Source organism: Glycomyces algeriensis (genome assembly GCF_027622855.1).
In the GTDB taxonomy this organism is placed as follows: Bacteria; Actinomycetota; Actinomycetes; order Mycobacteriales; family Micromonosporaceae; genus Glycomyces; species Glycomyces algeriensis.
Genome location: NZ_JAPZVR010000004.1, coordinates 400,903 through 414,231, shown reverse-complemented (window position 1 = coordinate 414,231; position 13,329 = coordinate 400,903). Strand labels below are relative to the sequence as shown.

Genomic DNA, 13,329 nt, shown 5'->3' with positions numbered 1-13,329 from the left:
AAGACCCCTCCGCCTTGCGACCGAACGAATGGACTCGGATACCGACTCACCGGGACTTCTCAAACACCCCCTAGAAGTCCCCGGGCCAGAGGTCCGCTTCCGGACTCGGAGCGGGCGTCGCGGCATGGACCGTGGCGGTGACCGGCCCCCCGCCCGCTTTGAGGAGGAGCTCCAGGACCGCGATCGAGCCCTTCTTATGCAGCGGCTCATTGCCGTTGCCGCACTTGGGGCTCTGGATGCAGCTCGGGCACCCGTAGCGGCACTCGCAGCTCGCGATCGCCTCCTTCGTGGCGCCCAGCCAGTCCGTCCACTTCCGGAAGGCCTGCTCGGCGAAGCCCGCGCCGCCCGGGTGGCCGTCGTAGACGAACACCGTCGGCAGCTCCGTGTCCATGTGCGCCGGCGTCGAGAGCCCGCCGATGTCCCACCGGTCGCACGTCGCGATCAGCGGCAGCAGGCCGATCGAGGCGTGCTCGGCCGCGTGCAGCGAACCCGCCAGGTCCGGGACGCCTTCCAGCGCTTCGGGTTCCACCGTCCACCACACCGCGACGGTCCGCAGCGTCTGCGGCGGCAGGTCGAGCGGTTGCGTGTCGATCACCTCGCCCGAAGGCAGCCTGCGGCGCTGGTAGGAGATCACGTTCGACGTCACCTCCACCTCCCCGAGGCACAGGGTCACGTCGCCCATCTCCAGCCGCTCGCGCTCCGACAGGACCTCCAGGTGCGTGATCTCCTGCGCGGTCGTCGTCCACGGCGGCTTCGCCGCGTGCACCAGGGCCAGGCCGTCCTCCAGGTCGAGGTCGTCCACAATGAACGACTCGCCCTGGTGCAGGTACAGGGCGCCGTTGTGCACCAGCCGGTGCGAGGCCGCCGCGTCGATCGTGCCGATCAGCCGCCCCGTCGTCGTCTCCGCGATGTCCACGCCCATCGGGCCCGAACCGCGCAGCGTCACCTCGGGCCGCTCCGAGCCGATCCAGTAGTACCGGCCGCCCGGCCGCCGGCGCAGCAGCTTCTGCTCGCAGAGCTGCTGCGCCACCTCCCGGCTCCCCGGGATCGCGTCCAGGTCCGCGTCCTTGAGCGGCAGCTCCTCAGCCGCCAGGCACAGGTGCCCGGCCAGGACGTACGGGTTGGACGGGTCGCAGACGCTCGCCTCCACCGGCCGCTCGAAGATCGCCTCCGGATGGTGCACCAGGAACGTGTCCAGCGGATCGTCCTTCGCGAGCATCACCGCGAGCGCCTCCGTGTCGCCCCGGCCCGCCCTGCCGATCTGCTGCCAGAAGCTCGCCAGCCGCCCGGGGTACCCGCACAGGAGCACCGCGTCCAGGCCCGTCACGTCGATGCCGAGCTCCAGCGCGTTCGTCGTCGCCACGCCCAGCAGCTTCCCGTCCCGCAGGTCCGCCTCGAGCTCCCGGCGGTGCTCCCGCAGGTAGCCGGCCCGGTACGCCGCGATGCGGTCCGCCGCCGGATCCGCGCCCAGCCGCGACTTCGCTTCCGCCGCAACGATCTCCGCGCCCCGCCGAGACGGGACGAACGCCAGCGTGCGCACCCCCCGGCGCGTCAGCAGCGCCAGCATCCGCGCCGTCTCGCTCAGCGTCGACGCCTGCTGCGGCTCGCCGTTGAACTCGTACGTCACCGGCTCCCACAGCGCCACCGTCGCCCCCGGGTGCGGCGAGAGGTCCTGCGTCACCGCCACCGCCGGGCGCCCGGTGAGGACCGACAGGGACGCGGCCGGGTCCGCCGCCGTCGCGCTGGCCGCGATCACCGTCGGGCTCGCCCCGTAGTGCTCGGCGAGGCGCAGGAGCCGCCGCAGCGTGAGGGCGACGTGGGCGCCGAAGACGCCCCGGTAGACGTGGCACTCGTCGACCACGACGTACTTCAGGTTCTTGAGCAGCGAGCGCCACATGCGGTGGCGGGGGAGCAGCGAGTGGTGCAGCAGGTCCGGGTTCGAGAGGACCAGGTTCGCGAACCGCTGCGCCCACTGGCGGTGCTCGAATGGCGTGTCGCCGTCGACGATCGCCGGTATGAGCCCCGGCACCTCGAACTCGCCCACGGCCCGCGCCTGGTCGGCGGCCAGCGCCTTCGTGGGCGCGAGGTAGAGCGTGCGGCCTTCGCCGTCAGCGGCGGACTCGGTCAGCAGGGGGAGCAGGTACGCGAGGCTCTTGCCCGAGGCGGTGCCGGTCGAGATCACCACGTCCCGGCCCTCGAACGCGTGCGTGGCGGCCTCGGCCTGGTGCGGCCAGGGACGGGTGATCCCGATGTCCCCCAAGGCGTCTCGCACCGCTTCGGGCACCCACTCGGGCCACTCGGTGCGCACCGAGGCGCGCGGCGGGAGCCGGCGCAGGTGGCGCAGGCCGCCGCCCGGCGGGGCCCCTGAGGCGGACGCGCGCGCGAACTCCGGATCGAGGGCGGCGATGAGCTGGTCGACGGACACCGTCCAATGATGCCGCAGCCCACCGACACCACCCCGCGGCGATGAAGTGGCGCGCCCGCAATTCGGTCATACGCTCCCGGCTCCACTCCACTGGGAACGCAGTACGCTTATGGGCCAAGACACAGTGTTCACAGGCACGGCTGCACCGCTGCGGGCCCATCCGCACATCGCGCGCCGTGCCTGGCCCACAGGTCGAGGCGCGCGGGCGGCCCATCGAGGCCCGCGGGCCCCGCCCCGCGGTCCTGGAAGGTCGGCAGGGCATCGATCGGCTCGCAGCACGAACGAGGGGAGAGACGGCGTGAGGGGAACATCAGGCGACGGCGCGGCCGAGCCCGAACTGGGGCTCAGCCTCTCCGATGTCGGCGAGTACGCGGTCATCAGCGTGACCGGCGAGATCGACATGTACACCGCGCCGAAGCTGCGCGAGGCCGTCCGCCAACTCTCCTCCGAGGGGCGCATGCGTGTCGCCATCGACCTGACGCCCACCGAGTTCTGCGACTCGACCGGCCTCGGCGTGCTCATCGGGGCCCGCCGCCGCCTCTCCGACTCCGGCGGCAGCCTCGTCGTGGTCTGTGCCAACCCGCGCATCCGGAAGCTCCTGGACCTCACCGGCCTCGACAAGGTGCTCGATGTCCGGGAAACGGTGCCCGGCGAGTGAACGGCTCCAGGCACGACCGCACTGGGGGACGGACCGAGGCGGTGACCGTCCAGTTCGCGTTCACCCCCGCCGCCGCCTACGTCCGCGCCGCCCGGCTCGTGGCCGCCGACGTGGCCGCGCACGCGGGCGTCGCCACGGGCCTCCTCGACGAGGTGCGCCAAGCGGTCGGCGAAGCGTGCACGCGCGCCGTCCTGCGCCACCGCGACCGCGGCATCGACGACCTCGTGCGCGTAGAATTTTCGATCGGTGATCGTTTTGTTGCGAAAATCACCGACAATGCGCAAGATCTGCGCGCGCGCCCGAGCGGCCGGATCGGCGCGAGCATCGGCGGCGGCGAGTCGCGCACCGGTGACCGCGACACCCTGGAAGAGGACACCCTCTCCGAGGAGATCACCCTCATCGTCCTGGGCGGACTGGTCGAAGACCTGGTCGTGACCGGTCCCGACGCGAACGGCGGGACCACCGTCAGCATGTCCTGGCCCCTCCCCGGCTCCGGTTCCGCGGCCGATCACTGAGTGATGGGCCACCCCGCCCGGGCGGCGTGACCATCCCCACTCGCAAAGCCCTCACATCGTTACACTCCGCACGTTAAGTCCGGCCGGGCCGCAGGCCCGGCCACGGCCGCGCCGTCCTACCCGTCACGCGGCCCCCGACGTGATTGCGACACCGGTCCCGCGGTGCCCCGCGGGCCGCATGGCGAAGCTTGCGAGCCATGGATCTGCACAGCATATGGAGGAACTACATGCATACGTTGCTCGCCAACGGCGACGAGGGCGTAGGTCAGCTCACGGGCTCGAACCTGAGTCTCGTCGTGGTCGCCGCCGCGCTCGCGCTGGTGGCCCTCGGCGGTGCCGCCGCGCTCGTCAAGAGCATCCTCGCGGCAGGCACCGGCACTGACAAGATGCGCGAGATCTCCGGGGCGGTCCAAGAGGGCGCCTCGGCCTACCTGCGCCGCCAGTTCCGCGCGCTCGGGATCTTCGTCGTCATCGCCGTGGTCCTGCTGTTCCTGCTCCCCGCCGAAGGAGGCACGGACGTCCGCGTCGGACGCAGCGTGTTCTTCATCGTCGGCGCGCTGTTCAGCTCGTTCATCGGCTGGGCCGGCATGAACATGGCCACCCGCGCGAACGTGCGCGTGGCCGCCGCCGCCCGCGACGGACAGCCCACCACCGCGATGCACCTGGCCTTCCGCACCGGCGGCGTGGTCGGGTTCCTCACCGTCGGCCTCGGCCTCCTCGGCGCCTCGGTCGTCGTGTTCGTCTACAACGGCGACGCGCCCGTGGTCCTGGAGGGCTTCGGCTTCGGCGCCGCGCTGCTCGCGATGTTCATGCGCGTCGGCGGCGGCATCTTCACCAAGGCCGCCGACGTCGGCGCCGACCTCGTCGGCAAGGTCGAGCAGGGCATCCCCGAAGACGACCCCCGCAACCCGGCGACCATCGCCGACAACGTGGGCGACAACGTCGGCGACTGCGCCGGCATGGCCGCCGACCTCTTCGAGTCCTACGCCGTCGTCCTCGTCGCGAGCCTCATCCTCGGCCGCGCCGCCTTCGGCGAGACCGGCCTGGTCCTGCCGCTCCTGGTCGCCTCGGTCGGCATCGTCTGCGCGATCATCGGCGTCATCATCACCCGCATGCGGGCCTCCGACGCCTCCGGCCTCACCGCCATCAACCGGGCGTTCTACCTCTCCGCGCTCATCTCCGCGCTCCTCACCGTCGTCGCGGTCCTCTGGTACGTGCCCTCCTCGTGGTCCGAGCTGAGCACCACCGTCGACACCGCCGACGTCCCCGTGAACCCGCAGGTCTTCGCGATCGTCGCGGTCGTCATCGGCATCGCGCTGGCCGCGGTCATCATGGCGCTCACGGGCTACTACACCGACACCCGCTACAAGCCCACCAAGGCCGTCTCGGCCTCGACGCGCACCGGCGCGGCCACCAACATCCTGTCGGGCTTCTCGCTCGGCCTGGAGTCGGCCGTCTACACCGCGCTGTGCATCGCGGCCGCCGTCCTCGGCGCGTACCTGCTCGGCGGCGGCGAGATCCTCGTCAGCCTCTTCGCGGTCGCGCTCGCCGGCTGCGGCCTGCTCACCACCGTCGGCGTCATCGTCGCCATGGACACCTTCGGGCCCATCAGCGACAACGCCCAGGGCATCGCCGAGATGTCCGGCGACGTCGAAGGGGACGCCGCGCGCACCCTCACCGACCTCGACGCGGTCGGCAACACCACCAAGGCCATCACCAAGGGCATCGCGATCGCGACCGCCGTCCTGGCCGCGACCGCCCTGTTCGGCTCCTACACCGACGCCGTGGCCGCCGAAGGGCTCATGGGCGAGGCGCTCCTGGGCGCGCTCAACATCGCCGACCCGGCGAACATCGTCGGCTTCATCATCGGCGCCTCCGTCGTGTTCCTCTTCTCCGGCCTCGCCATCAACGCCGTCGCCCGCTCCGCGGGTGCCGTCGTCAACGAGGTCCGCGACCAGTTCGCGCGCTTCCCCGGGATCATGGAGGGCACGCAGCGGCCCGAGTACGGCCGCGTCGTCGACATCTGCACCCGGGACGCCCAGCGCGAGCTGGTCACCCCGGGCCTGCTCGCCATCACCGCGCCCATCGCCGTCGGCTTCGGCCTCGGCGTCGGCCCGCTCGCCGCGTACCTCGCGGGCGCGATCGCGACGGGCGTCCTCATGGCCGTCATGCTCGCGAACTCGGGCGGCGCCTGGGACAACGCGAAGAAGGACGTCGAGGACGGCTCGCACGGCGGCAAGGGCTCCGAGGCTCACGCCGCGGCCGTGATCGGCGACACCGTCGGCGACCCGTTCAAGGACACCGCCGGCCCGGCCATCAACCCGCTCCTCAAGGTCATGAACCTGGTGAGCCTCATCATCGCGCCGGTCGTGGTGGTCTACACGGTCGAGGGTGTCGGCGAGCACGCCGACGGCCCCGTCCGCTGGATCATCACGGGCATCGCCGTCGCGATCCTCGTCGGCGCGATCCTCATCTCCAAGCGCCGTTCCGCGGTGGTGGAGGCGGGGGAAGCCCGCGCCCCGGAGCAGCGTGAGTCGGTCAAGGTCGGCTAGCCACTGCGCTCATTGCCGGCTCGCAGGCTTCACTTAATTCGGGACGAGTTCCGCGTGTGCCCCCGGTCGACAGGCCGGGGGCACACTTGTGCCAGTTCCGTGGAATCGTCATATCTGTCGGCTACGGTGTGTTCATGCGGTTGCGGCATCGTTATCGGATTTACCCCACACCTGCACAGGCGAACTCGCTCGCAAGGGCGTTCGGCTGCTGCCGGGTGGTGTTCAACGATGTGATCGCACTGCGGGATGCGGCCCTCGCCGAAGGCAGGCCCTGGGTGTCGGACGCCGAGGTATCGCGTGTGGTGGTCACCGAGGCGAAGCGGCGGCCCGAGCGAGCGTGGCTGGCCGACGCTTCGGCGGTCGCACTGCAGCAGGCGGTCCGCGACGCCAATCGCGCCTACAAGCACTATTTCGACTCGCGGAGCGGACGCAGGCGCGGGGGGCCCGTGGGCAAGCCGCGGTTCAAATCCCGGCGCGACCGGCGGCAGGCGGTGCGATTCACCCGCAACGCGAGGTTCAAGATCACCCCTGATGGTCGCCTGCACCTGCCGAGCATCGGCGAAATGGCGGTCACCTGGTCTCGCGACCTGCCTGGCGAGCCGTCGAGCGTCACGGTCATCCGCGACGCGGCTGGGCGGTACTTCGCGTCGTTCGTGTGCGAGGTCGCCGTGCGGCCGACGCCGGACAACGGCAAGGCCGTCGGACTTGACCTAGGCCTCGACTCGTTCGTGGCCGATTCCGACGGTGCCAAGGTCGAGGCGCCGCGGCTGCTCCGCGCCGCGGCGCGGAGGCTGGAGCGGGCGCACCGGGCGCTGGCCCGCAAGCGTCCCGGGTCCGCCAACAGGGAGAAGGCGCGATCGGCAGTCGCGGCCTTGCATGCCGCAGTCGCGGACCGGCGCGCCGATTTCCTGCACAAGTTGTCCTCCCGGATCATCAGCGAGAACCAAGTGGTGGTCATCGAGGACCTGTGCGTGAAAGGGCTGGCGCGAACCCGACTGGCGAAGAGCGTCCATGACGCCGCGTGGAACAGGTTCACCCGGATGCTCGAATACAAAGCGGCCCTCTATGGTCGGGAAGTCGTCAAGATCGACCGGTTCCTGCCTTCGACGCGGACATGCTCGTCCTGCTGGGTGGTCGGAGCTCCTAAACCGTTGCAGGTCCGCTCGTGGACGTGCCAACATTGCGGCGTTCTCCATGACCGGGACGTCAATGCAGCCAAGGTCATTCTCGCGGCGGGGCTCGCCGAGAGGAAAAACGCCTGTGGAGCGGTAGAAGACCTGGTCGCGCACCCGCGTGCACAGGCATCCGCGTAAACCCAAGCCCGGCATCCGGCCGGGGACTGGAATGAAGCAGGAATCACCGCTGCCGTGAGGCAAGCGGCCACAGTATGGTGGAATCCGCTCTGTAGAGGGGCGGAGAAGGTCAACGTAACGAATCGAGTGCGAATTCCGAGGGAATGGTGGGAGCAGTGGCCGATCTTAAGCGCCTGGTCATCGTGGAGTCCCCGGCGAAGGCCAAGACGATCGCCTCCTATCTCGGCCCCGGCTACATCGTCGACTCCTCGCTCGGGCACATCCGGGACCTTCCGCGCAGCGCGAAGGAGATCCCGGCCAAATACAAGGACAAGGCCTGGTCGCGACTAGGGGTGGACGTCGACAACGACTTCGCGCCGCTGTACATCGTGAACCCGGACCGGTCCGCGCACGTGAAGAAGCTGAAGGCCTACCTCGCGGAGGTCGACGAGCTCTTCCTCGCCACCGATGAGGACCGCGAGGGGGAGGCCATCGCCTGGCACCTGCTCGAGACCCTGAAGCCCAAGGTCCCGGTCAAGCGGATGGTCTTCCACGAGATCACGCCGCAGGCCATCGCCGAGGCCGCCGCGAACCCGCGTGAGCTCAACCAGGACCTCGTTGACGCCCAGGAGGGCCGGCGCATCCTCGACCGGCTGTACGGGTACGAGGTCAGCCCGGTCCTGTGGAAGAAAGTGATGCCGCGCCTGTCCGCCGGGCGCGTCCAGTCGGTCGCGACGCGGCTGGTCGTCGAGCGCGAGCGGGCCCGCATGGCGTTCCGCACCGCCGACTACTGGGACGTCAGCGCCAACCTCGCCACCGACGACGATCAGCAGTTCAAGGCCACCCTGATCGCCGTCGACGGCGACCGGGTCGCCACCGGCAAGGACTTCGACGCCGCCACCGGGCGCGTCAAGGGCAACGTCGTCCACCTCGACGAGGCCGGGGCGCGCGGGCTCGCCCGCCGCCTCGAGGGCCGCGACTTCACCGTCCTCAAAGTGGAGAAGAAGCCGTACCGGCGCAAGCCGTACGCGCCGTTCATCACCTCGACGCTGCAGCAGGAGGCCGGGCGCAAGCTCCGCCTCTCGAGCGCGCAGGTCATGCGGGTCGCCCAGCGGCTCTACGAGAACGGCCACATCACCTATATGCGAACGGACTCGACGAACCTGTCGAACACCGCGATCAACGCCGCGCGCGCCCAGGCCGCCGAGCTCTACGGCGCCCAGTACGTGCCCTCGGAGCCGCGCCGGTACGCCCGGAAGGTGAAGAACGCGCAGGAGGCGCACGAGGCCATCAGGCCCTCGGGCGACCGCTTCAAGACCCCGAACCAGCTCAAGGGCCAGCTCTCGGCCGAGGAGTACCGGCTGTACGAGCTGATCTGGCGGCGCACGCTCGCGTCCCAGATGGTCGACGCCACCGGGAACTCCACGTCGGTGCGCACCCGCGCCACCACGGCCGACGGCGAGCAGGCCGACTTCGGGGCCTCCGGCAAGACCATCACGAACCCGGGCTTCCTCCTCGCCTACGTCGAGTCCATCGAGGACGGCGACGCGGACGACGCCGAGAAGCGCCTCCCCGAGCTGGCCGAGCGCCAGCACCTCTCCGAGCGCGGCCTCGAGGCCGCCGGGCACACCACGCAGCCGCCGGCGCGCTATACCGAGGCGAGCCTCGTGAAGGCCCTGGAGGAGCGGGGGATCGGGCGCCCGTCGACGTACGCGTCGATCATGCAGACCATCCAGGACCGCGAGTACGTGTTCAAGAAGGGCCAGGCGCTCGTGCCGGCCTTCCGCGCGTTCGCCGTCATCGGCCTCATGGAGCGGCACTTCCCGCGCCTGGTCGACTACGACTTCACCGCGGGCATGGAGAACGAGCTCGACGAGGTCGCCGCCGGGCAGGAGTCGCGCGAGGAGTTCCTCCGCAAGTTCTACTTCGGCGGCAAGGACAAAGAGGGCACCGTCGCCGCCTCGGGCGGCCTGCGGCACATGATCGAGGAGGAGCTCGCGAAGATCGACGCCCGCGAGGTCAACTCGATCCCCCTGTACACCGACGACCAGGGGCGCAAGGTCGTCGCCCGCGTCGGCCGCTATGGGCCGTACCTGGAGCGCACGAGCACCGGGCCGGACGAGGGGGCCGAGCCGGGCAAGCGCCCCTCGATCCCCGAGTCGATGGCGCCCGACGAGCTCACCCCCGAGAAGGGCCAGGAGCTGTTCGAGCTGGCCGAGAACGAGGGCGAGCTGGGCACGCACCCCGAGACCGGGGAGCCGGTGCTCGCCAAGACCGGCCGCTACGGGCCGTACGTGACCAGCGGTGAGAAGTCCTCGTCGCTGCTCACCGGGCAGAAGCTCTCCGAGATCACCCTCGACGAGGCGGTGAAGCTCCTGACGCTGCCCCGCCTGGTCGGCAAAGACGCCGAGGGCGAGGAGATCCGCACCGGCCTGGGCCCGCACGGCCCCTACGTCAAGAAGAACCGCGACTTCCGCTCGCTCGAGAACGAGGAGCAGCTCTTCACGCTCACGCTCGACGAGGCGGAGAAGCTGCTCGCGCAGCCGAAGACCCGCGGCCGCCAGCAGCGCGCCCAGACCCTCCTCAAGGAGCTCGGCCCCGACCCGGTGACGGGCAAGGAGGTCACGCTCAAGGACGGCCGGTTCGGCCCGTACGTGACCGACGGCGAGACGAACGCGTCGATCCGCAAGACCGACTCGATCGAGGACCTCACCATCGACCGCGCCGCCGAGCTCCTCGCCGAGCGCCGCGAGAAGGTCTCCTCGGGCGCCGCGCCCGCCAAGAAGACGGCGAAGAAGGCCGCCAAGAAGACCACGGCCAAGAAAGCGGTGAAGAAGACCGCCGCGAAGAAGACCACCGCGAAGAAGACCACCGCGAAGAAGACCACCGCGAAGGCCGCCAAGAAGACCGCGGCGAAGCCCTCCGCCGACGAGGCCTGAGGCTCGCGCCCCGCGCCCGGCGGACCGCACCAGGCGGTGCGCCCGGCGACGGCGGGCCCGTACAGTGGGCCGGGCGGGACGCCCCTGGTAGCGTGAGGGCGATTCGTGACCATTGAGGCCCAAGTGACTGCAACGGATGAGGACGGCGTGTCGACCAACATCGTGATCCTGGCGGCCGGCGTCGGCTCCCGCCTGGGCAAGCCGCACCCGAAGCCGCTGACGCCCCTGGCCTCCGGCGAGACCATCCTCGGCCGGTCGCTGCGCCTGCTCACCTCCCGCTTCAGCCGCCACTCGATCCACCTCGTGGTCGGCTTCAAGAAAGAGGTCATCATGGAGGAGGTGCCCGACGTCGGCTTCATCTACAACCAGGCCTACGGCGACACCAACACCTCCAAGAGCCTCCTCAAGGCCCTCACGATCCTCGGCCCCGGCGGCGTGCTCTGGCTCAACGGCGACGTCGTGTTCGACCCGCGGGTCCTCGACGCGCTCCTGCCGCACATCGCGATGGACCGGTCCTTCATCTCCGTGAACACCGCCTCGGTCGCCGAAGAGGAGATCAAGTACACCCTCGGCCCCGACGGCTACATCCGCCGCCTGTCCAAAGAGGTCAGCGACGGCGCGCTCGGCGAGGCCGTCGGCGTCAACTACGTCTCCTCCGGCGACCGGGCGATCCTCGCCAAGCGCCTCGCCGAGGTCGGCGACCAGGACTACTTCGAGCGCGGCATCGAGCTGGCCATCGAGAAGGACGGCGTCCACTTCGAGGCCATCGACATCTCCGCGCACGACGTCATCGAGATCGACTTCGCCGAGGACCTCACCGAGGCCAACCGCCGCTTCAGGTGAACAACCGGTGCCACCGGTCCGTCCCGCGGGCCGTGACCGAATATCATCGTCGCAGCCGGTCGACTGCTCGCTCGCACTGGAGCGAGGCCCCAGAGCAGTCCGCCTGGAACCGTCGGCCCCCGCGGCCCTGATCCTGACGCGAGGTCAACCTCGACATGACGATCAAAGTCTCCGTAATCGTCCCCGTCTACAACACGGGCGCGAACCTCCAGGACAACGTCGACGCGCTGCTGCGGCAGAGCCTCGCGCCGGACGAGTTCGAGGCCGTGTTCGTCGACGACGGCTCCACCGACGGCACCGGCGAGGTCCTCGACCGCCTCGCCGCCGAGCACCCCCATTTCCACGTGGTCCACCAGGAGAACTCCGGCTGGCCCGGCAAGCCGCGCAACACCGGCATCGAGCGGGCCCGCGGCGAATACGTCATGTTCGTCGACGACGACGACTACCTCGGCGACGAGGCCCTGGAGCGGATGCACCGCTACGGGACCGCCAACGGCGCCGACGTCGTCATCGGCAGGATGGCCGGCAGGGGCCGCGCGGTCCCCAAGGAGCTGTTCCGCCGCAACCGACCCAAATGCACCGTCCACAATGCTCCTTTGATGGACAGCCTCACCTGCCACAAGATGATCCGTCGCGCATTCCTCAATGAGACCAGCATCCGCTTCCCCGTCGGAAAGCACCGCCTCGAGGACCACCTCTTCGTCTCCGAGGTGTACCTCCGCGCCCGCAGCGTCGCCGTCCTCGCCGACTACACCTGCTACTACCACGTCCGCCGCGACGACGGCGTCAACATCAGCCAGCAGCGCCTCGACCCCGACGACTACTTCGCCAAACTCGGCAAGTCCATCGACGTCGTCGAGAAGTACACCGAGCCCGGCCCCGCCCGCGACAAGGTCCTGCGCCGCTGGCTGCGCGTCGAGATGGTCGAACCCCTGCGCGGGCGCCGCTTCCTCGACCAGCCCGCCGACTACCGGGCCCAGATGTTCGCCGCCGTCCGCCGCACCTCCGCCCGCCTCGGCCCCGGCGTCGCCGCCGGCCTCCAACCCATCCAGCGGATCGTCGCCGGCCTGACCCTCGCCGACCGGCTGGCCGACCTCGAAGCCCTCGCCGCCTGGGAGCCCAGACTCAAACCGGCCGCGTCCCTCGAAGGACTCGCCTGGCACAACGGCTCCCTCTGGCTCGACTTCCAAGCCTGGTACGAAGCCAACGGCAAACCCCTGGTCTTCCGCGACGGCCCCTCCGGGCCCCGCCCCGACCTGCCACTCTCGCCCGAAGCCCGCCAGGCCCTCGACGACCTCGGCCTCGTCGACGCCGGATTCGACACCGCCAAAGTCGACCTCGTCGTCCGCGAACGATCCACCGGCGCCGACTTCTTCCAGAAAGTCGAGATTCAGCGCGAAGCCGTCGCCGACGGCACTGAGACCCGGTTGGTGCTGCGCTGCAACGCCCCCATCGACCCCGAGACGGCCGCGGGCGGCAAACCCCTGGGTCGGGGCCTCTGGGACCTCCTCGTGCGCCTCAGCCTCTCCGGGTGGACCAAGGAGGTCCGGCTCGGCTCCCTGCGGGCCACCGCCGTCGAAGGCCACCGCGCCGCCGGCGTCGTCGCCGGGCGCCTGGCCGTGCCCTACTGGACCCACCCGTACGGGAACCTCTCCCTCGACGTCGCCGCCGCCACCTCCCAGCCCGCCAGGTACTTCGCGAAACTGCGGCCCGAAGCGGCCCGCATCGAGTCCGGCGCCCTCCACATCGGTCTCCCCAGCTACGCGTCCGGGCCCAGCGAAGCCGTCGTCGCGTTCACGCACGACACCGACGGGCGCCGCGTCGAATCCCCAGCACTCGTGCAGCCCGTCAGAGGCATCGGCGAACTGCAGGTGAAACTCCCCACGGACGGCCTCGAACCGGGCCGGTGGAAGGTCGCCGCCGGCTTCGCCGGGGGCCCCGAGATCCCCCTCCCGCTCGCCCTGGAGCAGCGTCACGGCCGGGAGCCGGCCGTCGTCCACGCGAAGTCGGACTTCGGGAAGGACGAGACCGCCGAACCCCGCCGGCCCTCGCTCGCGCGCCGGGCCGCGCGCAAGGCCAAGCGGATGCTCAAGCGCCGCTAGCGA

The 13,329-nt window shown here is 70.5% G+C and carries 8 protein-coding genes; 7 read left to right on the top strand and 1 reads right to left on the bottom strand.

Annotation, left to right across the window (positions count from 1 at the left end):
- Positions 1-70: 70 nt before the first annotated feature.
- The gene (locus O2L52_RS10475; protein ID WP_270115331.1) at positions 71-2,425 is read right to left on the bottom strand and encodes a DEAD/DEAH box helicase; all 2,355 of its coding nucleotides are present in this window, start codon (positions 2,423-2,425) and stop codon (positions 71-73) included.
- Positions 2,426-2,723: 298 nt separating this feature from the next.
- On the opposite strand from O2L52_RS10475, the gene O2L52_RS10470 reads away from it, so the two are divergent.
- The 7 genes from O2L52_RS10470 (at position 2,724) to O2L52_RS10440 (ending at position 13,326) form a co-directional block, all read left to right on the top strand.
- A complete protein-coding gene (locus O2L52_RS10470) occupies positions 2,724-3,083 on the top strand; it encodes an STAS domain-containing protein (protein WP_270115330.1) in 360 nt (119 codons plus the stop codon).
- Positions 3,080-3,598: an ATP-binding protein gene (locus O2L52_RS10465; RefSeq protein WP_270115329.1), complete on the top strand. Its 519-nt coding sequence runs from the start codon at positions 3,080-3,082 to the stop codon at positions 3,596-3,598. Before O2L52_RS10470 ends, O2L52_RS10465 begins: the two co-directional genes overlap by 4 nt.
- A gap of 227 nt (positions 3,599-3,825) precedes the next feature.
- Complete coding sequence (locus tag O2L52_RS10460; protein WP_270115327.1) at positions 3,826-6,150, top strand: sodium-translocating pyrophosphatase; 2,325 nt, start codon at positions 3,826-3,828, stop codon at positions 6,148-6,150.
- A gap of 134 nt (positions 6,151-6,284) precedes the next feature.
- The gene (locus O2L52_RS10455) at positions 6,285-7,463 is read left to right on the top strand and encodes an RNA-guided endonuclease InsQ/TnpB family protein (protein ID WP_270115326.1); all 1,179 of its coding nucleotides are present in this window, start codon (positions 6,285-6,287) and stop codon (positions 7,461-7,463) included.
- Between the two features lie 143 nt (positions 7,464-7,606).
- Positions 7,607-10,381: a type I DNA topoisomerase gene (topA, locus tag O2L52_RS10450; RefSeq protein WP_344471786.1), complete on the top strand. Its 2,775-nt coding sequence runs from the start codon at positions 7,607-7,609 to the stop codon at positions 10,379-10,381.
- 147 nt (positions 10,382-10,528) lie between these two features.
- Positions 10,529-11,224: a phosphocholine cytidylyltransferase family protein gene (locus O2L52_RS10445; protein WP_344471988.1), complete on the top strand. Its 696-nt coding sequence runs from the start codon at positions 10,529-10,531 to the stop codon at positions 11,222-11,224.
- 155 nt (positions 11,225-11,379) lie between these two features.
- Positions 11,380-13,326, top strand: coding sequence for a glycosyltransferase family 2 protein (locus tag O2L52_RS10440; protein WP_270115323.1), 1,947 nt, complete (start codon positions 11,380-11,382; stop codon positions 13,324-13,326).
- Positions 13,327-13,329: the final 3 nt, after the last annotated feature.

Coding starts and splice junctions, on each gene's coding strand:
- O2L52_RS10440 (WP_270115323.1), top strand. CDS start 11,380: ATGACGATCAAAGTCTCCGTAATCGTCCCCGTCTACAACACGGGCGCG.
- O2L52_RS10460 (WP_270115327.1), top strand. CDS start 3,826: ATGCATACGTTGCTCGCCAACGGCGACGAGGGCGTAGGTCAGCTCACG.
- topA (WP_344471786.1), top strand. CDS start 7,607: ATGGTGGGAGCAGTGGCCGATCTTAAGCGCCTGGTCATCGTGGAGTCC.
- O2L52_RS10455 (WP_270115326.1), top strand. CDS start 6,285: ATGCGGTTGCGGCATCGTTATCGGATTTACCCCACACCTGCACAGGCG.